The following is a 21,959-nucleotide window of genomic DNA, read 5'->3' on the forward strand; positions in this document are numbered from 1 at the left end:
ATCCCGCCTTGTTCGCGCGCGATGGACTGTCGCATGTCGCCCAAAGCGTGCCCGCGGGCCGCACCCAATGGGTCGCGACATGCATCTGAATGGCTGCCGAGGGGCACATCGAGGGGACGAGACCGTGATCAAGACCGCCCTTGTCGCCATGACCATCGTCGGCTGCGACTGCGACGCCAAGCTTTGCGAATATATCGGCGAGACGCCGGCCAAGTGGTCGACCATCGCCGAGTGCGAGGCGGCTATGAAGAGCCAGATGCTGCACGAGCGCAATTTCAACTATCCGCTCGTCTCTGGCATCTGCCGCGCGAAAGGTTCCGCGTCCTCCTCGCAACTGGCCACGACCGCTTCGCGCCCGGAGCTGACGCCCGCCAGCCGCGCCGTTGAACCGACGAGCCCGCTGCCGCCCGAACTGAGCCACAGGCCGACCGTCCCGGTCGGCTCGCCCACGACGGCGATGGAAGCGGCCGCCGCGCGGCCGGTCGCCTATGAACAGGTGGTCGATGGCGGCACCGGCGTGCTCTATCGCACGAAAAACGGCTATGCCGTCGTCAAGACCGATCTTGGCCGCGCCGTATCGGCAACCGCCGACATGGCCAAGCGGTCGGCCAACTGGCTGGCTGGCCTGGTGCCGAGCAAGCTGTAGGGACGAAGCCTTCTTCACCGGCGTCACCAATGCCGGTCTTGTCATCGGTCGCCGCCACCTTGGATCTGAAGGGGCAAACTCGCGCCAGGGTTGCAAGCTGGATAGGAATGCAGCATTGTGTCGACCGCAATGATGAAGGGGGGCCTTCCATGAAACCAGCGGTCCGAACTGCGGCTGCCTTGATGCTGGCGCTTGCTCCGGGATCGGTCGGCGCGCAAGGCGTGGATCCAGGTGACGACAAGGGGATCATCTTCGCTCCGGGCGATCCCGACATGGCTGCGGCGACCAAGCAGGCGCTCGCCGGCCTGGATGAATTCCTGGCACTGTCCGAAATGCCTCCCTCCGGCACGAACAGGTTCAAATTGAAGGTCAAGGTGCGGGAGGGGCATGTCACCGAGCACTTCTGGGTCATACCGTTCCGCCGCGCCGGGACAGGGTTTGTCGGCATATTGGCCAATGAGCCGGAGGCAGTGCACAACGTCGTGCTCGGCCAGAACATAGAATTCACCAGGGACGACATTTCCGACTGGGGATATACGCGCGACGGCCATCAGGTCGGCAGCTTCACGATCTGCGTGATGTTGAAGCGAATGTCGAAAGAAGAGGCGGACGATATGCGCGAAAAGTACGGCTTCGACTGCTGACGGGAACGCCGGCTGATCAAGCCGCTTCGTCCCCGGCGCCGATCTTGCGCACCAGCGCCGCCGTCGCCAGCATGGCGCCCATGTCCGATATCATCGGCGCGACATGGGCCTGGTAGCTCAGTGGCACCGAAATGGCGGGCAGCTCGAAGAAATTCTTCGCCTGCGGCAGGAGCAGAAAACCCTCGCTGCCGTTGAGGGCCACGCGCGCCGGTTCCTCCGGCCAAGTTTCGCCCAGCCATTTCAGCGCTTGCGCCAATCGGCCGCTCACCAACGGCCGCGCCGCCTCGGCATTGTCGGTGCGGAACTCATAGGCGGCATCGAGTTCCGGCACGCCGGACGACAGTTCCTGCATCTTGGCTGCGAACATGCCGCGGAAGAAGCCGACGACCGCATTGGTCCGCCGCGTCGCCACCAGTATTCCCGGGAACGGTTCGATGGCTTCGAAGGCGACGATCACGCCTTTGAAGGCCGTCGATGAGCCCTGGCCTGCCCGTTCCCGCAGTTCCGCTTCGTAGAGCTCGAACAAAAACTCTTCGTAACGGCCGGAGACGACATCGTCGAACGACTGCCGGTTGAACGGCCCGACCGCCTCGCGCGGCAGCCGGTCGAAGGAATTTGGCCTGCCCCCATGCGAATAGCGCACGTCGCGGATGAAGCTGAATATGATGGGCAGCAATGTTTGCCGAAATGATTGCTGCAGCCGCGTCGCCGGCTTCATCGCCTGGAAATAAAGCAGGATCGAAACCGCGAAGCCGGCGACATAGAGAAACACATGCGGGGTCGAGAACCATTGCTCGTTGGGATCGGCGACCTTGTTGAACAGCCAAGCGACCAGCACCACCGTCGCCAGCACCAGGCCGACGAACAGCGGCACCCGCCAGCGCACCTGCCGCACTGCCGAAGCCCGCGCAGCTTCACAGGCCTCGATGTTTTTCCGGATGCCGGCAATCACGGCGTCGCCAGGCATGAAATCCGCTGTTTCCACCGCCACCCCCGCTTGCCCGGACCGGTTCATGATAGCCGGTTTTGTCTGAAGTATCGACTGTGGCGCCTTTTCAACAGATGCTTGCGCCACCCCTCATTTCGCCAATCATCAGCGCTTGGAAAAGCGCCGACATGGCGATCTTGGCCGATGTCCACACCTGTAGTTACGGAAAAACCGCGCTCAACCGCCTCTCCACCTTGTCACGCATGCGGCCCTCCAATCCCTCCACCGGCGCCAGCCGCTCATGATCCCCGGCGCGCAGCCGCACAAACGGATGCATTCGGTAGGAAACGACAGACCCCCGCGTTTCCGCATCGGCGCTGATGTCGGCGACAAGGATCCCGCCAATGCGTCCCGGCCAAGGCTGGCGGACAAGGGCGGTGCCGAGGAAATCGCCAAGTCCATAGGCGACGATCGTATCGCCGATCCGCTCCACCGGCTGCACGACATGGGCGTGGTGGCCGGCGATCAGCCCGACGCCCTGCCCTGCCAGGCGCCTCGCCAGTGTCCGCGTTTCGACGCGCGGAAAGTGGCGGAACTCCCAATCCCAATGCGGCACGGCGCAGAGGAGATCGAACCCGTCACCTCGCCGGCGGGCAATATCGCCGGTCATCGATACGCGGCCGGCGAACAGGTCCTCGCCCGCATTGCGCCACAACGTGAAGGCGGCGAACCCGACAGTCAGCGGTCCGACTTCGACAGGCTGCACCGGGCCTTTGTCGGCGAGGCCAATAGTGCGGATACCGAGCCGCGCGAGCGCAGCCACGGTCTCGTCGAAACCGGCGACGCCCTGGTCGAGCACATGGTTGTTGGCCAGCGACAGCACCAGTCTTTCGCGCGCGATGCCGACTGCCGCCAACGCGTCGCCGAGAAAGCGCTCGCTCATCGCGTGATGGGTGCCGAGCCAGGTGCCGAGCACGGCGTTTGGCTTGTCCACGACAGGGCTTTCGCAATTGCCGATCACCAGATCGGACGCGCCAAGCAGCGTCTTGATCGCCGGATCGCAGTCCGGCGCGCGGCGGTTGGCCACCGCCGAAATGTCGCCGACGAAGGCGAGCCGCACCGTCCGCCCCGGCGCCCGATCCATCATCGTGCCGGCCATCGGCGCGAAGCCCTGCACATCACCGGCCAGCGACGGCTTCAGGAACCGCGGCAGCCACGACAGTTTGTAGGAGAGCGGATAGTTCGACACGCGATGCCCAATCGTTTGCCCTGTGTAGACCGTCCGCCGGGCGCGTTGAAGCCAGCCCAATGACAATCATGCGTCCGGGCCGGCAGACGCGGCATTGCAAATACGTGTATGATTGCCGGCACGACGCCATGGGAGGGGGAAAATGACACCACTGGCAAGCCTGCTGGCATTGGCACTTGCTCTGGTTCTGCCGATGTCTTCGGCCCAGGCCGCCATGCCCGAAAGCGCGGCCGCTCTGTTCGAGGCCAAAACCGTGGTCGCGCGCGACACGGCGTTATCGGCGCTGGAGGCAGCCGCATCCACCGACCCGGCATCCGCCTATGCCGCCGGCGCCGGCGAATTCTTCAGCGCGCTTGAATTGCTGGCCAGCGGCCTGCACCGCCACGGCTTCGAGAGCCCGCGATCCTTCATGCTGCCGCTGATGCGGCTGCCGGTGCCGGAAAACCCGAACCCCGAGCCGCTGAGCTACGAGCAGTTCCGCGCCATTCTGGTTGCCTTCCGCGACCGGCTCGAGAAATCCGCAGCCACGCTTGGCTCGGTACCGGCCGGCGCCGATATCGGCATTGTCATCGACCTCACCCACGTCGGCATCGACCTCGACGAGGACGGCACGATCGCGCCCGACGAAAGCATGGCCGCCATAATGGCCTCGCTGTCGCGCGGCGGCGTAACGCCCGACGATGCCGGGCCTGCGCTCACCTTCCGCTTCGACCGCGCCGACGGTTATTGGCTGCAGGGCTATGCCGAATTCCTGATGGCGCAGGCCGATTTCTGGCTTGCGCATGATTTCAGGAGCACGTTCGACGGTTCCTTCCACATGCTCTTCCCGCGCGCAAAACTGCCGTTGCAGGACATCCTTGTTCCACCGGCTGGCGACATGGGCAGCAGCATCTTCTCCTCGGAATGGCGCATCGCCGATTTCATCTCTCTGGTGCATCTCGTGAACTGGCCGGTGGTCGAGCCCGAACGGCGGCAGGCGGCGCGCCGTCACCTGCTGGAGATGATCCGGCTGTCGCGCGAGGACTGGAAGGCAATCCGCGCCGAGACCGACAATGACCGCGAATGGCTGCCGGGGCCGCATCAGAAGGGCGAGAACCCGCTCACCGGCCTCGAAGTCGGCGAGCAGCAGGTCGCGGCCTGGCTCGCCACCTTGACCATGGCCGAGGACCTGCTCGAAGGCCGCGTGCTGCTGCCGCATTTCCGCATCACCGGCAAGGGCATCAACATGAAGCGCTTCTTCGACGAGCCGAAACCTTTCGACCTGGTGCTGTCGATCACCGGCCCGGCCATCGCGCCGTATCTCGAAAGCGGCACAATCCTGACCAGCGACGATTTCGACCAGATCCAGAGCGAATTCGGCGGCGGTGGTTTTCTGACATTTGCGCTGTGGTTCAATTGACGGCCTAACAGGACTGCGTCCCTGGGTGGTCAGCGCCAGCCCCCACCCGGACCTGCGGTCCGACCTCCCCACAAGGGGGAGGTAGAAGCTCCGTCGCAACGCCTCGGAAGATCGCGCCCTGGTACAACACCGCTTCCGCCTCCTCCGGCGCGAACCGCCGCGCCAGCGTGCGAAAGGCGCTGTGCACGCCGTCGCGATCGACGTTGCAGCTTCTGAGATGGCGCACGGCCAAGGTCGGATCGAACGCCGTGCGGCCATGCAGGACGCGCTGGTTGTCGAAGACCAGCACCTCGCCGGGCTGAAGCTTGGTGCTGGAACTGGCTTTGCGGATCGCAGATCAATCACCTCAGTTCAGCCAGCGCCCTGCCAGTGTAAAGCCAAGCAGGTCTATCGTTGAAGGCGAACCAACAGCGCCGAGAGCACGAGGCCGGACGGCGCGGCCTGCCGGAGAACCCGGTGGCCGATCAAGGGCCGCCGCGAGACCGCCATAAGGGCCGGGACTCTGCGGCGGGCGGTAGCAGTTCTGGGCGACGCCATGAGCCTGCTCGGCAGGGCGGAATGACACGGGCTACCGTCGCGGACCCGCTGAAACGGCCATTCGCTTCAATTAGCAAGAGCTGTTTTGCTTGACTCGGCCGTTAAAAGCAGGCAGCAAAATAGTCTTGGAAGGGCTGCAATACCGCGTTCATGATCGTGGACGAGCCTTTTTTGGCACAAAGTCCACGTCTCTCGGTTGGTTTTGAGAGGGATTGGTTAACCAACTTTGTCCATATTTTGAAGCAATCGGCAACCAAAGACAGGCGCGGCAAACGCGTCGGGGACCACCTGGGATCACTCACAGAATGGTCGTCGCGGCTATCACAGCCGCGGACGTGGGAGCCGATTGGAGCAAGATTGGTTGAATGGCGTTCTTGAGTAAGAAAATCGTCGGGGACAGGCGGTGGGACGGCGAAACTGCCGACAACACGTCACGTGCCTCATCCCTCAACTCTAAGCGGATGGTCCGTTGGGTCGCCGTGCCCGGCGTCAGCGCTGCCGTTGGCCTGTGGCTGGTCGGGACAATGGCTGGTCTGAGCTCCGTCGGCGCTTCGCTGTCGTCGACATCGAGCGTCCTGCCGCAGAGGCTGGCCATGCCGGGCTCGCTCGCTCTTGCCGATCCGCTGAAACAGCATTTCCTGATGCCCGCTGCGCCATTCGCACTGGCCAACGCCGATGGCGGCACGCAGGCGCTGCAGAACCATGCCGTGCAATGCGGCTCCGGATGCTTCAGGCTGGCCGCGCTCGCTCCCCGGACGGAAAAGTCGGCGCGCCTCGTGGCCGCGTCCACGGCACACCCTGTCCCGGTCGCCAAGACGACCTCGCAGGAGCGCTTCGAGCGCATGGAAGCATCTCTCTCGCCAAGCAAGCTCGCCGCCGCCTTCGCCAACGCGGCCAAGCCCGCGGCCGCGGCCGGCGCACCCGCCCGTCCCATCATCTCGACCTCCGCTCCACAGGTCGCCGAGGCATCGCTGGTGCCGGGCGCCAAGCTCGTCGCCAGCCTGTCGGAAGACTTGCCGGCACCCGCGGCGGAGCGCTTCGCCCGGATCGACACCGGCTCGGTGGTTGTCCAGACAGCGCCGCAGCCGATGCATTTTGCCCGGCCGGATGCCGGCACGCCGGACAATTCGCAACTGGCCCTCGCGCTCGCACGGTCGCTGCCTGTCGAGGACGAGGCATTCGCCTCGCCATTGCCGATGACCGAGTCTTCGGCCGATGTCGCGGTTTCGCCTGTCGAAACCCGGCAGGAGCAGCCGGGCGATGCCGCGGCCTTGCCCGACGCGCTCACCGATGACGTGCCGCTGCCGACCCGTCGCCCGCAATTCGACGCGCCGGCGCCGTTGAAGTCCGTGGAGCAGGAAAAACCGGCTCAACAGCCCAAGGTCGTGCAGCAGAAGCCGGCATCTCAGACAAAGCCGGTCCAGCAAGCCCAGCCGGCAAAGCCGGCCCGGCAGGGCCGGCCGGCAGATGGCGGCGACGCCTTGGCCTATGCGAAGCCAGACACGCCTTCGGGCGGCCTCGGCCAGGCGTTCAGGAACCTGTTTAACGCGCCGGGCAGTTCCAGGAGCGGAGCCGGCAGCGGCGTCGCCGTCTATGACATCAGCGCCAAGACCGTCTACATGCCCGACGGTTCGAGGCTCGAAGCGCATTCAGGCATCGGCGCCATGGCGGACCAGCCGCGCTATGCCGATCAAAAGAACCGCGGACCGACACCGCCCAACACCTACAATCTGTCGCTGCGCGAGTCGCGCTTTCATGGTGTCGAGGCTTTGCGTCTGACGCCCGTCGATGGCCGCAACAAATACAATCGTGACGGCCTGCTGGCCCACACCTACCTGCTTCGGGGCCGCTACGCACAGTCCAGTGGCTGCGTCGCCTTCAAGGACTATGCGCGCTTCCTCGCCGCCTTCAAGAAGGGCAAAATCAAGCGCCTCGTCGTGGTGCCGCGCCTGAACGGATCGCCGACACGCGTGGCGGACAACGCACGCGGCGCCTGACCGCAATCGGCAGGCATCACCGGTACTTGCCTCCTCCTGACAGCCTTCTGTCAGGAGCTGTATCTGGTGATGCGCCTCGGCTGATCGCGCTCTTTCCATTTTCGCCAAGACCTCCCATATTCCGGACATGGCCAAATCCACCGAAAAGAGAACGCCGCCGACGGCGAATGACGACCGCGCCGCGCCGAAGCGGCGCAGCCCGCTGACCGATTTCCTCGACGCCTCGGAACCGCTGCACAAAGGCGGCTTCGCCGAGATGCCGCAGCCCGAACTGTCCGGCACGCCGCTCACCGGTTCGGTCGCGGACTGGGCCGAGCAGATCGAGCAGGAAGCCGAACGCGAAGGGCGCCAGGCCGGCAAGGACGGCGGCAAGTCGCCGAAGCCGTCGAAGAAGATCCCCGAGCGCTCCGCAGCGCCCGGGCGCACGGCGCGCGGCACGTCGATGGGCGGCGCGGCGACAGCCCGCGAGCGCGCGGCGGCCGGCCTCAATCCCGTCGCAGGCCTCGACGTCTCGCTCGAGGAAGCCGAGACGATGACGTCGAGCGGCGTCACCGCGACGGTGGCGGCTCTCTCGGCATTGATCGAATCCGGCAATCCGCTGCACAAGGACGGCGTGCTGTGGACGCCGCACCGGCCTGCCCGCCCGGAGAAATCCGAAGGCGGCATCACCATCAAGATGGTGTCGGATTTCGAGCCGGCCGGCGACCAGCCGACCGCCATCAAGGACCTGGTCGAGGGCGTCCAGAACAACGACCGCACCCAGGTGCTGCTTGGCGTCACCGGCTCGGGCAAGACCTTCACCATGGCCAAGGTGATCGAGGAGACGCAGCGTCCCGCCTTGATCCTGGCGCCGAACAAGACGCTGGCGGCGCAGCTTTATTCCGAGTTCAAGAAATTCTTCCCCGACAATGCGGTGGAGTATTTCGTCTCCTACTACGACTACTACCAGCCGGAAGCCTACGTCCCGCGCACCGACACCTTCATCGAGAAGGAATCCTCCATCAACGAGCAGATCGATCGCATGCGCCACTCGGCGACGCGCTCGCTGCTCGAACGCGACGACGTCATCATCGTCGCTTCGGTCTCCTGCATCTACGGTATCGGCTCGGTCGAGACCTATACCGCGATGACCTTCCAGATGCAGATCGGCGACCGGCTCGACCAGCGCGCTCTGCTCGCCGATCTCGTCGCCCAGCAATACAAACGCCAGGACGTCAATTTCGTGCGCGGCTCGTTCCGCGTGCGCGGCGACACGATCGAGATCTTCCCGGCCCACCTTGAGGATCGCGCCTGGCGCATCTCCATGTTCGGCGACGAGATCGAGGCGATCACCGAATTCGACCCGCTGACCGGCCAGAAAACGGGCGAGCTGAAAAGCGTCAAGATCTACGCCAATTCGCACTATGTGACGCCGCGCCCGACGCTGAACCAGGCCATCAAGTCGATCAGGGAAGAGCTCAAGCACCGTCTGGTCGAACTCGAGCGCGCCGGCCGCCTGCTCGAGGCGCAGCGTCTGGAACAGCGCACCCGCTTCGACCTGGAAATGCTGGAAGCCACCGGCTCCTGCGCCGGCATCGAGAACTATTCGCGCTATCTCACCGGCCGCCAGCCGGGCGATCCGCCGCCGACCCTGTTCGAATATATCCCCGACAATGCGCTGGTCTTCATCGACGAAAGCCACGTCACCGTGCCGCAGATCGGCGGCATGTATCGCGGCGACTTCAGGCGCAAGGCGACGCTTGCCGAATACGGCTTCCGCCTGCCTTCCTGCATGGACAACCGGCCGCTGCGTTTCGAGGAATGGGACGCCATGCGCCCGCTCTCGGTCGCTGTCTCGGCAACGCCCGGCGGCTGGGAGATGGAGCAGTCCGGCGGCGTGTTCGCCGAGCAGGTCATCCGACCGACCGGCCTCATCGACCCGCCGGTCGAGGTGCGCCCGGCCAAGACCCAGGTCGACGATGTCGTCGGCGAGATCCGCGAGACGACGAAGGCCGGCTACCGCACGCTGGTCACCGTGCTGACCAAGCGCATGGCTGAGGACCTCACCGAATATCTGCACGAGCAAGGCGTGCGCGTGCGCTACATGCACTCCGACATCGACACGCTGGAGCGCATCGAGATCCTGCGCGACTTGCGCCTCGGCGCCTTCGACGTGCTGGTCGGCATCAACCTTTTGCGCGAGGGGCTCGACATTCCAGAATGCGGCTTCGTCGCAATCCTCGACGCCGACAAGGAAGGTTTTTTGCGCTCCGAGACATCGCTGATCCAGACCATCGGCCGCGCCGCCCGCAATGTCGACGGCAAGGTCATTCTCTACGCGGACCAGGTCACCGGCTCGATGGAACGCGCCATGGCCGAAACCAACCGCCGTCGCGAAAAGCAGATGGAGTGGAACGCCGCCAACGGCATCACGCCGGAATCGGTCAAGTCGCGCATCTCGGATATCCTGGACTCGGTCTACGAGAAGGATCATGTCCGGGCCGACATCTCGCAGTTCACCGACAGCGCCGGCGCCATGATGGGCAACAACCTCAAGGCCCATCTCGACGCGCTGGAGAAGCAGATGCGCGACGCCGCCGCCAATCTCGATTTCGAGAAGGCGGCCCGCATTCGCGACGAGATCAAGCGCCTGCGTGAGATGGAGATGTCGATCTCCGACGATCCGCTGGCCAAATATGCCGATATGGAAAGCCCGGTCTCGGGCCGCGAAAAAGGCAAGCACAACAAGGGCGTGGCCAAGCATCGTACAGCGGAGGAACAGGAGCGCTTCCGCAAGCTCGACGAAGCACGTGCCGCCGAAGAGGCCGCCAAGGCTGCCCGGCCCAACCTCTTCCGCAAGCCTGATCTCGACGAGATGGGCGCCGACGGCGCGGTGCCCGTGAAGAAGCCGCTGTTCGCCAAACCTTCGATCGACGATATGGGTCCGGGCACCGACATGCCGACGCCGGCCGGTGCCGTGTCGCGCTCGCTGTTCAAGAAACAGTCGGCGTCCGAAGCGCACGGTTCCGATTTCGGCATTCCGGGCGAGCCGGTCAAACCGCTGTTCAAGAAAAACTCTCTTGACGAGATGACCGTGCGTCGCACCGAGAAACCGGTCGAGGGAAAAGTGCCGGCGAAGCCACAGCCGATCTCCTCCCTTGTGGGGGCCGGCAGGACAGAGGGGGGCGCGAAGGAACGCGACGACAAACCAATCGTGCGCCAACGCGCCGGCATTGGTTCTTACGAAGACCCCGGCGACGCCCGCCGCGAAAAGCGCCGGCCCGCGAAGACAGGAAGGCCCGGAAAGTAGTTCATTCGAAATGCCGGCGGGACAGCGCCCCCCTCTGTCCTGCCCGTCCTCCGCAGCAGCTGCGGAGGGTCGACCGGACATCTCCCCCAGTGGGAAGATTGGCAGCTTCAGGCCCGCTCGACACTACCCTCCTCTTGCCCAGCGCATGACCTTTGGTGTACTCAGTCCCCACACTCGAACGTCTTGAAAGGAGGGCTGCGTGTTTATCGATCACCATCGTCAGCGTGGCCCGATTTCCGCCCTGCGAGCTTGCTTGCAGGGCTGACCAGGGACGGTCCGGGCTTTTCCCGCTTCGATTTTTGGTCTGCCCTTCGTGGTGCGCATTGCCGAGCCTGATGGCCGCTCGCGCACTGACAAAGTGCATTGAGCCGGACTTTCCGGACAGACCAGAGAAATCGACATGGCCCTGATCAGCCTCAAAGCCCTCGGCGTCACCATGAGTGCGCCGCTCTTTTCCAATCTCGACCTCACCATCGGCAGCGGCGACCGGCTCGGCATCGTTGCCGCCAACGGTCGCGGCAAGTCGACCTTGCTCAAATGCCTGGCCGGCGAGATGGAGCCGACCTCCGGCGACATTAGCCGCACGCGCGGCTTGCGCGTCGGCCATGTCGAGCAGTCCGTTCCCCCTGCCCTGCTTGGCCGCAGCTTTCATCAGGTGGTGGCCGATGCGCTGCCGTCAGAGCAGGCCGAAAGCGAACTATGGCGTGTCGATGTGGCGCTGGATTCGCTCGACGTGCCTGAGGCGATGCGCGAGCGCGAGATGCAGGCGCTGAGCGGCGGCTGGCAGAGGCTGGCACTGATCGCGCGTGTCTGGGTCACCGATCCCGACATGCTGCTGCTCGACGAACCGACCAACCATCTCGACCTTGCCCGCATCGGCCAGCTCGAAACTTGGCTGAACGCGCTACCGCGAGAGGTGCCGGTGGTGATCGCCAGCCACGACCGCGCCTTCCTCGACGCCGCCACCAACCGCACGTTGTTCCTGCGCCCGGACCAGTCGCCGGTGTTTTCCCTTCCCTACTCCCGCGCCAGGGACGCAATGGACGAGCTCGACGCCTCGACCGAGCGCAAGTTTCAGCGCGACATGAAAGTAGCGCAGCAATTGCGCCGCCAGGCCGCCAAGCTCAACAATATCGGGATCAATTCGGGCAGCGACCTGCTCACGGTCAAGACCAAGCAGCTCAGGGAACGCGCGGAGCGACTGGAGGATGCGGCGGCCCCGGGGCATCGCGAGAAATCGGCCGGTGCGATCCGGCTGGCCAATCGCGGCACGCACGCCAAGGTGCTGATCAAGCTCGACGACGCGGCGGTGGCAACGCCCGACGGCACGCTTTTGTTCAGGACCGGCAAGCGCCACATCTGCCAGGGCGACCGCATCGTGCTGCTCGGCCGCAACGGCGTCGGCAAATCGCGCTTCGTCACCCTGATCCGCAACGCCATCGTCGACCCCGACACGGTTCAGAACGTGAAGGTGACGCCGTCGACGGTGCTCGGCTACAGCGACCAGGCGCTGTCCGGCATCGGCGGCGACACGCCGCTGGCGATGGTCTCGCGCCGCTACGACGTCGGCGAACAGCGCGCCCGCTCGCTGCTTGCCGGCGCCGGCGTCGGCATCGAGATGCAGAAGCGCAGGATCGGTGTGCTGTCCGGCGGCCAGAAGGCGCGGCTGATGATGCTGGCGCTGAGGCTCGCCAATCCGAATTTCTACCTGCTCGACGAGCCGACCAACCATCTCGACATCGACGGCCAGGAAGCGCTGGAGGAGGAATTGCTCAAGCACCAGGCAAGCTGCGTGCTCGCCTCGCACGATCGCTCCTTCATCCGCGCCATCGGCAACCGCTTCTGGCTGATCGACAAGCGGCGGCTGACCGAAGTCGACGATCCGGAGGCGTTTTTTCGGTCGGTGGCTGATGAAAACCGCTAAGCGACAGGACAAGCCATGCCATGCGAAACTCTGGCCTGTCATTGACAGGTCGGAGTTTCGTCTCATCTCATGAGACGTTTTCTTGACTTTCGAAACGTATCGTGCGATGGTACGTCGATTGGACCCGGCAGGTGATACGCTCGTTCAGGGACAAGACCAGCGAAGCTGTGTCGAGCGGCAAGGCTCCAAAGGGTTTCCCGTCGGATCTTGTCCGATCGGCCCAGCGGAAGCTGTTCATGATCGACAATGCCGCTGAACTTTCGGATCTAAGGACGCCTTCCGGCAACAGGCTTGAGCCGCTGAAAGGCAAGCGCGCCGGTCAGCATTCGATCCGCATCAACGATCAGTTTCGCATCTGCTTTCGTTGGGTGGACGGACAAGCCGAGGACGTCGAGATAACAGCCTACCATTGAAAGACAGGTTTCAAATGCTGAACATCAAGCCGCCTATCCATCCCGGCGAAATTCTCCGCAAAGAGTATCTCGCGCCGCTTGGCCTGAAGCCTTATACGCTCGCCAAAAAGCTGCATGTGCCGCGCACGCGCATCGAGCGCCTGGCCAACGAGGCAACACCGGTGACGCCCGATACTGCGCTGCGTCTGGCGAAATTCTTCGGAACCACACCACAGTTCTGGATGAACATGCAGGCCAGCTACGACCTCGCAGTCGAGGGAGAGGCGAAGAAAGCCGATCTCGACAAGATCGAGCGCTTGGAAGTTGCCGCTTGAGTTAACCGCGCAAACCACCCGCCACGAATCTACCGCCGTCCGACAAAAAATTCTCGACGACCTGTCGGATCGCCAGAACCTGCCTCGTCCTTGGGATGCCGACACGATGATGCCGGCGCCAACCCAGGGAGAATGCATCATGTCCGTCCTTTCCTCCATCAGCCGCATCGCAACCCAATATGCCGCGGCGCGTGCCCGCCACCGCAGCGAGCGCATCCTGCTTTCGCTGCCCGCCGAACTGCGCAAGGATGTCGGTTTTCCGGAACTCTTCGATGCGCAGAACAGCCGCCGCTCAGCCGCCGTCCCGGCCAAGGTCATATGACCGGCCGAGCCATGCGCCTATCGCTTGAGTTCGCCGGTCGCCCGGCCAGTCCGGGCCGGGCCCACGAGAAAAATTTCACGCCCATGTAGGACCGCCGTCCCCTCGCGCGTCCTATGGTCCGCGAGGCCAAAACAAACGTGAAGAGGAACACGCAATGACCGACCAGACCCCTGTTCAGCCCAAGGCGAAAGTGCTCGGCGGATTGACCCCCTATCTGCAGGTGGACGGCGCCTTCAAGGCTGCCGAATTCTACCAGAAGGCGTTCGGCGCCAAGCAGGTCTTTTTCTACCCTGCGGACGAAAAAGGCCGCACCATGCACATCCATCTCCACATCAACGGTTCGACCCTGATGCTCTCTGACGCCTATCCCGAGCACGGCCACCCGCACCAGGCGCCGCAGGGCTACACGCTCCAGCTTCATCTCGGCAGCGACGAGATCGACGGCTGGTGGCAGCGCGCGGTCGACGCCGGCTGCGAGATCGTGACGCCGCTGCAGGTGATGTTCTGGGGCGACCGATGGGGCCAGGTGCGCGATCCCTTCGGCATCGACTGGGCGATGAACGCACCGGTCAAGTAAGCTCTTTCACCTCGCTTCTTGTGGGGTGAGCAGCCGGTTCGCCGAAGGCGAATTCATCGTGCAAGTGGCACGATGAAAGACCGGCGAACGCCGGGTCGTTGCGAAGCAGCGGGGACCCGGCAAGTGGATCGGCCACCGCCCGGCCCTTCGCGGGCTCAGGGCGTTCGAAGCTCGAAAAGCCAGGCAATTGGCTTTTCGTCCGCTATCGCCACCGCCTTTACCCCACAGGCGGATAAGAAAGAACCGCCGCCAATCAAGGAGACCCTTAATGTCCTATGTCGATGGTTTCGTGCTTGCCGTGCCAAAGGCAAAACTCGACGATTACAAGAAGTTCGCCAGCGACGCCGGCGCCATCTGGAAGGAACACGGCGCACTCGCTTATGTCGAGTGCGTCGGCGACGACGTGCCCTATGGCGAGATCACCTCGTTTCCACGTGCCGTACAGGCCAAGGATGACGAGGTCGTCGTCTTTGCCTGGGTAACCTACGAATCCAGGCAGAACCGTGACGCGGTCATGGCCAAGGTGATGGCCGATCCGCGTCTGCAGCTGGACATGTCGACAATGCCGTTCGACGGCAAGCGCATGATCTTCGGCGGCTTCCAGACGTTCATGGAGTTGTAGGCAACGCGTCCGGGCAGAGCGGTTCAGCGCCCTGCCCGGGATGCCGAGCCGCTTTAGGCCAGTCTGTCCAGCAGCGGCTTCAGCCTGTCGCCGTAGCGCTTCCACAGGTCGACCGAGCCTTGATACATCGGCTGGCGCACCTGCGCGGCGGAAGCCGTGCGCACCGGCCGGTCGGTCTGGTGGAACGACAGCACGGCATCGTCCCATGGCAGCCCGAGATAGTCGATCAGCGCCCGGCTCTGGCCTTCCTGGTCGGCGACGAAATCCTCGTAGCGCACATCGTGCACGACGCCGGGCAGCACCTTGTGCCAATGCGCCATGATCTCCGTGTAGAGATTGTGGAAATCGGCGAGTTCGCCCAGATCATAGCCGTACCGGTGGCTGTCGCCGCGGAAATGCACCTTGTAGATCGAAAGGCAGGTTGCCGCCGCATCGCGTGCGCAATGGATGATCCTGGCCTTCGGCATCATCATGTGGATGAAGCCGACAAGCAGGAAGTTGCCCGGCATCTTGTCAGTGACGTGGCGCATGTGCGGATAGCGGGCATGCAGCATGTCGAGATAGGCGCGTCCCGCCTCGGCAAAATCCATATCGGGCGCATCCGAAACGCCCCAGGGGAAACCGCCGGGCATGGTCGCCGGGAACTGCCTGCCGACCGCCGTCTTCAGGATGCCGAGCTCGCCGGCGCCGTAGACCTGCGGATGGCTGGCGATGATCTGCTCGACCAGGGTCGTGCCCGAACGAGGCATGCCGACGACGAAGATCGGCGTATCGTCGGAGATCGCGCTGTGCCTGTGCTTCTGGAAGAAATCCCTGTCGAACACCGTTTTCATAGCCTCGAATTCGGCGCGCGTCCTTTCGGCGTCGTAGTCGATGCCCTTGCGGCGGATGGCATTGCCTTCGGCGAAATAATCGAAGGCTCTGTTATAATCCTTCAGATCGTCATTGACCTTGCCGAGGCCGAAGGCAAGCTGCATGCGCGCCAGGCTGTCCGGCAGCGCCTTGGCGTGCTGGGCCTCCATCCCGGTCAGTTCGGCATCGCGCTCCTTCTGGCGCTTGACCTGCGTCAGCATCAGCCAGGCGCGCGCCATGCCGGGATCGGCCGCCAGCGCCTGCCGGAACAGGTCGGCCGCCTCGTCGAGCTCGCCCTTTTCCATCAACCCGACGCCCAGCCCGTGCAGCAGTTCGGCGTCCTTCGGACGGATCGACAGCGCCTCGCGGAAGACGGCCAGCGCCTCGTCCAGGCGGCCCGCTTCCTGCAGGGTTTCGGCAAGCCCGATGCGGGCGCGGAAATGGAAGGGATTGCGCGCGACCGTGCCGCGATAGATCTCCTCGGCGCCCTCGAACTGGCCAAGCTGCTTCAGCGACGAGCCGAGATTGTCGCGCGCCGCGAGTTGGTCCGGCCGCAGCGCCACCGCGCCACGGAAGAAGTCGGCGGCCGCCGCGACACGGCCGAGATCGCGCATCACCGTGCCGAGGTTGTTGAGGAAATCCGGATTCTTCGGCTGCAAGCGCACCGATTGCTCGAGGAGACCGAGCCCCTCGGCGCTGCGCCCGGTCTGGTGCAGCAAAAGACCGAGGAAATGCGCAGCCGCCGCATGGTTGACCTTGTGGGTCAGCACCTGCCGATAAAGCGCCTCGGCCTCTTGCCGCCGCCCCGCCTGATGCAGTTGCAGCGCCCTCTGCACATGCTGGTCGAGACTCGACGGCGGCTGTCCGCCCGAGCCGGAATTGGCGCCAGCACCCGCCGCTCGTCTCTGATCTCTGTTAATGGGAAACCTGCCGTGTTTGTCCGCCTGCCGCGATCTAGGCCATTGGCGCGGCGGGTTCAAGGCTTTGCTTGGTTTCTTGCGCTTGCCATCGGCGCGGACGAGATCAAATCAGCCGGTTGGTCTCGGCCGTCTGCCTGGCGCGCCGAACCGTTCCGTCAGTATCGGCGATCGTCCGCCTTTCCGCCTCGTCGCTTCTGATGGTCAGCCGCGCCGACCTGACGATCATAGGTTTGCCGGTACGTCCGATGGCGACGGCATATGCGGTGGCCGGCCTGATGGGCGGGTTGATCGCGGTGGTATTGCCTCTCGAACTTCTCGCAGAAACCATGGTTTTGTCCTTATTTGGAGAAAATAAACGTAAATTTCGGGAATGAACCCCAAAATAATTTTTGAGAATTTTTGGAAACTATCATCAAACCATAGCAGAGTTTTTCGAATGAACGCAGCAATATTTTCCTTTGGCTTACTTATTTTTCAAAATCTTCTTGAAAAACGCCACCGCGCTCTTCCATACGCTCGCAATGCCGCAAATCCCTGACCGCGTGCGCATCTGCGATGAGCACGGCAGCGAGCTTTACGCCGGGCCGGCCGACGGGGCCTATCCATCCCCGTTGTGACCGTCACACGTCCCCGAAATTTGTTTTAGACGGCATCCGCTTTTCCCGAAGTGCGGAAAAGACGAACACCCGGCCTTTCAGCAGCGGCCCCCGCCAACGATGCGGTAGTCGGCGGCGCGTGCCTCGCAGGCGTTGGGGAAGGTTCGAAACTCGCCGCCCCGCCGGGCGCAGACCGGCGCGTATTCGCGGGTGCAGAAGGTCTGCTCGCCGCCACCCCCGCTGCCACCGTCACGGCAGGGACCGTCGCGCACGATGCGATAACCGGCCCGGTCGGCAAGACAGGCATTGGCGAAGGTCTGGCGGTCGCCACCGCGCCGGGCGCAGACCGGCTCGTACTGCTTGGTGCAGAATTGCGGTCCCGGCCGCGGCGGCCGTGGCCGCGGTCCAGGACCGTCGTCGACGACCACGGTACAGGCGGCAAGAACAGCCGACAGGAACAGGATGACAAAACCCTGTCGCGAGAAGATTGCCGCAAGAAACCTCATGATCGTCTCTCCCTCGATCCCCGTCCCGCTGCGTGTCGCTCCAAATCCGCAGCGATCCCGGACAATGATATTCACGAAAGCAAAGGCTCAAACCAGTCGCGCTGTGGCGATCCTCCTCATTCCATCGCCGATTGCAACCCTCGTTGCAGCCGGCTGCTTAAAAAACGGCGCCTGGATCATCCCGGAGCCTCGCACCGCCAGCCGTCGCCGCCGCTGGCCCATGCGTGACGGGGCTGTGGCCGATGACCCCTCGGGCAACGAGGCCTATTTGCGGCGCGTCGATGCTCGGATTGATCGATTCATGCGTCGGGACGCGCCCATCGGGGGCGGCCCGCGGCGCTATCTTGCAACCTTCACTTTTCCGTGCGATAAATTCCGTGTTCGGGCATTTGCGACCCGGAGAGCGGAACGTTTTGGACGACCTTTCCCCGATACTGTGAATCTCTGACGGCCCCGTTTTTCGGCGGGGGGTTTGACCATGCGCCAATGCATGACTGCCGAAAGCTACCACCGGGAACTGCCCTCGACGCAAGGTGGCGGGCAGGACCATCAAGACTGAACGGGTGAAGGAGTTTCCCCAATGGCCCAGACCGGCACCGTTAAATTCTTCAACGCGACCAAAGGCTTCGGTTTCATCACGCCCGACGGTGGCGCCAAGGACGTATTCGTCCACATTTCCGCGATCGAGGCCTCGGGCCTGCGCACGCTCGTCGACGGCCAGAAGGTCACCTTCGACGTCGAGCCGGATCGCATGGGCAAAGGCCCCAAGGCCGTAAACCTCCGCGCCGCCTGAGCGATCGGCCAAGCCGCACGCCCTTCCTGGCCGTGCGCCTGAGGCTCCGAAGCTTGAATGACTTCGGAAGAGGCAAACGAATTTTGAAGGCGCGGCGATTTTCGTCGCGCCTTTTTCATGTCGCAGCGCAGCAAAAATGCTGTCGCCCCAAAGTGGATCCGGTGTCGGGTCAACGACATGCATCATAACAAAAACTTAAAGCGCTACGCGCTTTAAGTGCCCGCAAAACTTTCTCTTGCCGATGACGCTAAAATAAAGGACAAATTTCCATTCGGGCATTTGCCGGCCCGAGACTGGAGTTTATGGGATCAAAGGAGCTTCCCATGCCGCAGACCGGCACCGTCAAATTCTTCAACCATGCCAAAGGGTTCGGCTTCATCACACCGGATGATGGCGCGAAGGATGTCTTCGTTCATATTTCGGCCGTGCAGGCGTCGGGTCTTCCCGGTCTTGAGGATGGGCAGAAAGTGACATTCGACACCGAGCCCGACAAGCGCGGCAAGGGTCCCAAGGCCGTCAACCTGTCGATCGGCTGAGCCGGCTCCAGACCGGCGGCGGTTCTGGCAGGACAGCTTCGCTCGCTGGAGCGTTCGATATTTGATGCCCGTGGCCCTCCGGTCAGGCAAAAATTCGTTCAGCCCCCGTTCAGCCATGGTCTCATATTAATCTTTCGTAAAGCCGGACCACATCCCCGGAATTCTTACGGGCCGGCACGAAGGAGATCGACATGAATCGAATTTTCAAGACAGCCGTGCTGTCCGCCGCAGTGGCCGCCACAATGCTCGTGGCCTTACCCGCGGCCAACGCCGATGATTGGCGTCATCACCGCCACCACGGCCATGGCGACGCTGTTGCCGCCGGTGTGCTCGGCCTCGCCGCAGGCGCACTGATCGGCGGCGCGTTGGCCAACCAGCAGCCGCCGCCCCGCGACTACTACGATGACGACTATTACGATCGCGATGTGCGGATACGCCCGGCGCCGGTCCGCCGCTACTATGCCGAACCGCAAGTGGTCTACGCCGACCGTTATGCCGAACCGTGGACGCGTGGCTGGTACGACTATTGCTCCGACCGGTACCGCACCTTCAACCCCCGCACCGGCACTTTCACCGGCAATGATGGCGAGCAGCATTTCTGCACCGCCAACTGACCAAGGGCTTCCCTGCCCCAACAAAAAGCGCTGACCGCAAGGCCGGCGCTTTTTTGTCAAGCCGGCACCGGCTTCGGCGCGACGCGCTTCACGTCAAAAACGGATTGCTCCGCCGCTCCTCGCCGAAACGCCCGCCCGGACCGTGGCCGCAGATGAAGCCGATGTCGTCGCCGAGCGGCAAAAGCTTGTCCTTAATCGAGGCGATGAGTGCCGCATGATCGCCGCCTGGCAGGTCGGTGCGCCCGACCGAGCCGCGAAACAGCACGTCGCCGACATGGGCGAATTTGGCCGCGCGGTTGTAATAGACGACATGGCCGGGCGCGTGGCCGGGGCAATGCAGCACCTCGAAGAGATGCGAGCCGAACGAGACCGTCTCGCCTTCGGTGAGGAACCGGTCGGGCACGCAGTTGCGCACGCCGGCAATGCCATAGCGCCTGCCCTGGCTCTCGAGATTGTCGAGCAACATCCTGTCGGCTTCGTGCGGGCCGATGATCTCGACGCCGAGCGCTTCCTTCAACTCCATCGCGCCGCCGGCATGGTCGATATGACCATGCGTGATCCAAATCGCGCCGGCCGATATCGCATTATCCTTCAGCGCCGCCAGCACCTTGTCGATATCGCCGCCCGGATCGACGACGACACCGTGCTTGTCGTCCATGTCGAACAGGATCGTGCAATTCTGCTGGAAGGGCGTGACCGGCACGATGCCGGCATTGAGCTGACCCATGATCGTCCTTTCGATGTTCACGCCGTGATGTAGAGGCGCGAACGAAGGGCGTCCACCCTTGGGAACACCAACAATCGGTCGTTCCAAGGCGCGCCGCGCCTAAACGCATTTCATGCGGCGCGCTCTGGAAACAGAAATGGGCGGCCGAAGCCGCCCATTTGGCCAGCCCGAGATCGCAGGCTTACTTCTTCATGGCGCCCATGACCGCGCCGATAATGCCGGTCAGGATCGCACCGCCGCCGGCGCCGCCGACGATGTTCTGCAAGTTGAGCGCGCTGCCCAGACCACTCGTCGCTGCCGCAGCCGCTGCCGGATCGACTGTGCCGCCGAGCAGGCTGCCGAGGATCGCCGCGCCGCCGACGCCGCCAATGGCGCCGCCCAGGATCTTGGGAAGCTGCCCCATCGCCGCCGTCTTGATCGCCGCGCCGACCGCCTGACCGCCGATGATGCCTGTAATGATCTGAACGATGATCGGAAGAAGCGTATTCATGTCCATCTTACCAGTCCCTCCATAGCTGCCAGCCTCCCGGGCCGACACCATCATGGAGACGCTGAATTCGGCGAAAGTCAAATGCAGAAACGCTGAAATAAAAGGGGCGGTCCGAAAACCGCCCCTGCTTGCGCGAAAAGCTGTGACTTTCGTTATTCTGCGGCGATCGCGTGCTTCGGCTGAACGGCCGCAGAATAGTCATTCATCAGCGTCTTGGCGATCTCGCCGACCTCGAATCGGTACGGCCCGATCTCCGAAACCGGGGTCACTTCCGCTGCCGTTCCAGTCAGGAAGCACTGCTCGAAGCCCTCGAGTTCTTCCGGCATGATGGCGCGCTCCACCACCACCAGGCCGCGGTCCTTGGCGAGGCCGATGACCGTGCGGCGGGTGATGCCGTCGAGGAAGCAATCCGGCTTTGGCGTGTGGATCTTGCCGTCCTTGACGAAGAAGATGTTGGCGCCGGTGGCTTCCGCGACCTGGCCGCGCCAGTCGAGCATCATGGCGTCGGCATAGCCCTTGGCCTCGGCGGCATGCTTGGACATGGTGCAGATCATATAGAGGCCTGCGGCCTTCGATTTGGACGGCGCCGTGCGCGGGTCGGGCCGGCGCCACTCGGCCATGTCGAGACGTATGCCTTTCAGCTTCTGCGCCGGATCGAAGTAGCTGGGCCACTGCCAGATGGCGATGGCGCAATTGATGCGGTTGTTCTGCGCCGAAACACCCATCTGCTCGCTGCCGCGCCAGGCGATCGGCCTGACATAGGCATCCTTGAAGCCCTGCTTCTTCAGCAGGGTACTGGAGGCGTCGTTGAGCTCGGCCACCGAATAGGGGATCTTGAAGCCGAGCAGCCGCGCCGATTCATGCAGGCGCTCGGTATGCTCGTTGAGCTTGAAGATCTCGCCGCCATAGGCGCGCTCGCCCTCGAATACCGCGCTGGCATAGTGCAGGCCGTGGGTCAGCACATGGATCTTGGCCTCGCCCCATTGCACGAACTCGCCATTCATCCAGATGAAGCCGTCCAGTTGATCAAAGGGAACGGATGCCATGGTAAACCTCCCGCGGGC

Annotated in this window: 23 protein-coding genes; 15 read left to right on the forward strand and 8 right to left on the reverse strand. The window is 63.7% G+C overall.

What is annotated here, in order from left to right; genetic code table 11:
* Window positions 1-124: 124 nt before the first annotated feature.
* Together LB566_RS06095 and LB566_RS06100 are read left to right on the forward strand one after the other, a co-directional pair.
* A complete protein-coding gene (locus LB566_RS06095) occupies window positions 125-646 on the forward strand; it encodes a hypothetical protein (protein ID WP_224623738.1) in 522 nt (173 codons plus the stop codon).
* Window positions 647-795: 149 nt separating this feature from the next.
* Window positions 796-1,290: a YegJ family protein gene (locus LB566_RS06100; RefSeq protein ID WP_224623739.1), complete on the forward strand. Its 495-nt coding sequence runs from the start codon at window positions 796-798 to the stop codon at window positions 1,288-1,290.
* 16 nt (window positions 1,291-1,306) lie between these two features.
* On the opposite strand, the gene LB566_RS06105 is transcribed toward LB566_RS06100, so the two are convergent.
* Both LB566_RS06105 and LB566_RS06110 read right to left on the reverse strand, forming a co-directional pair.
* Window positions 1,307-2,257 carry a hypothetical protein gene (locus tag LB566_RS06105; protein ID WP_224623740.1) on the reverse strand — a complete coding sequence of 317 codons (951 nt, stop codon included), beginning with the start codon at window positions 2,255-2,257 and terminating at the stop codon, window positions 1,307-1,309.
* Between the two features lie 181 nt (window positions 2,258-2,438).
* On the reverse strand, window positions 2,439-3,467 hold the full coding sequence (locus tag LB566_RS06110) for a CapA family protein (protein ID WP_224623741.1): 1,029 nt from the start codon (window positions 3,465-3,467) through the stop codon (window positions 2,439-2,441).
* A gap of 142 nt (window positions 3,468-3,609) precedes the next feature.
* Between LB566_RS06110 and LB566_RS06115 the strand changes: the two genes are divergently transcribed.
* Entirely contained in the window at window positions 3,610-4,866 is a 1,257-nt protein-coding gene (locus tag LB566_RS06115; protein WP_224623742.1) for a hypothetical protein, read from the forward strand.
* Between the two features lie 4 nt (window positions 4,867-4,870).
* Here LB566_RS06115 and LB566_RS06120 read toward each other — a convergent pair whose 3' ends face one another.
* On the reverse strand, window positions 4,871-5,197 hold the full coding sequence (locus tag LB566_RS06120) for a TauD/TfdA family dioxygenase (protein ID WP_224624108.1): 327 nt from the start codon (window positions 5,195-5,197) through the stop codon (window positions 4,871-4,873).
* Between the two features lie 730 nt (window positions 5,198-5,927).
* On the opposite strand from LB566_RS06120, the gene LB566_RS06125 reads away from it, so the two are divergent.
* The 8 genes from LB566_RS06125 to LB566_RS06160 all read left to right on the forward strand — a co-directional run bounded on the left by LB566_RS06125 (window position 5,928) and on the right by LB566_RS06160 (window position 14,861).
* On the forward strand, window positions 5,928-7,400 hold the full coding sequence (locus LB566_RS06125; RefSeq protein ID WP_224623743.1) for a DUF2778 domain-containing protein: 1,473 nt from the start codon (window positions 5,928-5,930) through the stop codon (window positions 7,398-7,400).
* A 127-nt stretch (window positions 7,401-7,527) separates the two neighbouring features.
* On the forward strand, window positions 7,528-10,689 hold the full coding sequence (gene uvrB / locus LB566_RS06130; protein WP_224623744.1) for an excinuclease ABC subunit UvrB: 3,162 nt from the start codon (window positions 7,528-7,530) through the stop codon (window positions 10,687-10,689).
* A 400-nt stretch (window positions 10,690-11,089) separates the two neighbouring features.
* Window positions 11,090-12,613 carry an ABC-F family ATP-binding cassette domain-containing protein gene (locus tag LB566_RS06135; protein ID WP_224623745.1) on the forward strand — a complete coding sequence of 508 codons (1,524 nt, stop codon included), beginning with the start codon at window positions 11,090-11,092 and terminating at the stop codon, window positions 12,611-12,613.
* A gap of 131 nt (window positions 12,614-12,744) precedes the next feature.
* Window positions 12,745-13,026, forward strand: coding sequence for a type II toxin-antitoxin system RelE/ParE family toxin (locus tag LB566_RS06140; protein ID WP_224623746.1), 282 nt, complete (start codon window positions 12,745-12,747; stop codon window positions 13,024-13,026).
* Between the two features lie 14 nt (window positions 13,027-13,040).
* Complete coding sequence (locus tag LB566_RS06145; RefSeq protein ID WP_224623747.1) at window positions 13,041-13,340, forward strand: HigA family addiction module antitoxin; 300 nt, start codon at window positions 13,041-13,043, stop codon at window positions 13,338-13,340.
* A 139-nt stretch (window positions 13,341-13,479) separates the two neighbouring features.
* Window positions 13,480-13,662, forward strand: a complete 183-nt coding sequence (locus tag LB566_RS06150; protein ID WP_224623748.1) for a hypothetical protein — start codon at window positions 13,480-13,482, stop codon at window positions 13,660-13,662.
* 154 nt (window positions 13,663-13,816) lie between these two features.
* Window positions 13,817-14,239 (forward strand): VOC family protein, encoded by a 423-nt coding sequence (locus LB566_RS06155; protein ID WP_140549884.1) that lies wholly within the window; start codon window positions 13,817-13,819, stop codon window positions 14,237-14,239.
* Window positions 14,240-14,507: 268 nt separating this feature from the next.
* Window positions 14,508-14,861, forward strand: coding sequence for a DUF1428 domain-containing protein (locus LB566_RS06160; RefSeq protein ID WP_224623749.1), 354 nt, complete (start codon window positions 14,508-14,510; stop codon window positions 14,859-14,861).
* Between the two features lie 53 nt (window positions 14,862-14,914).
* Here LB566_RS06160 and LB566_RS06165 read toward each other — a convergent pair whose 3' ends face one another.
* Entirely contained in the window at window positions 14,915-16,549 is a 1,635-nt protein-coding gene (locus tag LB566_RS06165) for a tetratricopeptide repeat-containing sulfotransferase family protein (RefSeq protein WP_224623750.1), read from the reverse strand.
* A 200-nt stretch (window positions 16,550-16,749) separates the two neighbouring features.
* Between LB566_RS06165 and LB566_RS06170 the strand changes: the two genes are divergently transcribed.
* Entirely contained in the window at window positions 16,750-17,007 is a 258-nt protein-coding gene (locus tag LB566_RS06170; RefSeq protein WP_224623751.1) for a hypothetical protein, read from the forward strand.
* 320 nt (window positions 17,008-17,327) lie between these two features.
* Here LB566_RS06170 and LB566_RS06175 read toward each other — a convergent pair whose 3' ends face one another.
* Window positions 17,328-17,735, reverse strand: coding sequence for a Kazal-type serine protease inhibitor family protein (locus LB566_RS06175; protein ID WP_224623752.1), 408 nt, complete (start codon window positions 17,733-17,735; stop codon window positions 17,328-17,330).
* Between the two features lie 580 nt (window positions 17,736-18,315).
* Here LB566_RS06175 and LB566_RS06180 point away from each other — a divergent pair.
* From LB566_RS06180 to LB566_RS06190, 3 genes are all read left to right on the forward strand, one after another.
* Window positions 18,316-18,528 (forward strand): cold-shock protein, encoded by a 213-nt coding sequence (locus LB566_RS06180; RefSeq protein WP_006202520.1) that lies wholly within the window; start codon window positions 18,316-18,318, stop codon window positions 18,526-18,528.
* A 323-nt stretch (window positions 18,529-18,851) separates the two neighbouring features.
* Complete coding sequence (locus LB566_RS06185) at window positions 18,852-19,064, forward strand: cold-shock protein (RefSeq protein ID WP_006202521.1); 213 nt, start codon at window positions 18,852-18,854, stop codon at window positions 19,062-19,064.
* A 191-nt stretch (window positions 19,065-19,255) separates the two neighbouring features.
* Entirely contained in the window at window positions 19,256-19,678 is a 423-nt protein-coding gene (locus LB566_RS06190; protein WP_140549879.1) for a BA14K family protein, read from the forward strand.
* Window positions 19,679-19,766: 88 nt separating this feature from the next.
* On the opposite strand, the gene LB566_RS06195 is transcribed toward LB566_RS06190, so the two are convergent.
* From LB566_RS06195 to LB566_RS06205, 3 genes are all read right to left on the reverse strand, one after another.
* Window positions 19,767-20,405: an MBL fold metallo-hydrolase gene (locus LB566_RS06195; RefSeq protein WP_140549878.1), complete on the reverse strand. Its 639-nt coding sequence runs from the start codon at window positions 20,403-20,405 to the stop codon at window positions 19,767-19,769.
* 181 nt (window positions 20,406-20,586) lie between these two features.
* Window positions 20,587-20,901 (reverse strand): hypothetical protein, encoded by a 315-nt coding sequence (locus LB566_RS06200; RefSeq protein ID WP_140549877.1) that lies wholly within the window; start codon window positions 20,899-20,901, stop codon window positions 20,587-20,589.
* A 146-nt stretch (window positions 20,902-21,047) separates the two neighbouring features.
* On the reverse strand, window positions 21,048-21,941 hold the full coding sequence (locus LB566_RS06205; protein WP_224623753.1) for a branched-chain amino acid aminotransferase: 894 nt from the start codon (window positions 21,939-21,941) through the stop codon (window positions 21,048-21,050).
* Window positions 21,942-21,959: the final 18 nt, after the last annotated feature.

This window comes from Mesorhizobium sp. CA13 (assembly GCF_020165235.1).
In the GTDB taxonomy this organism is placed as follows: domain Bacteria; phylum Pseudomonadota; class Alphaproteobacteria; order Rhizobiales; family Rhizobiaceae; genus Mesorhizobium.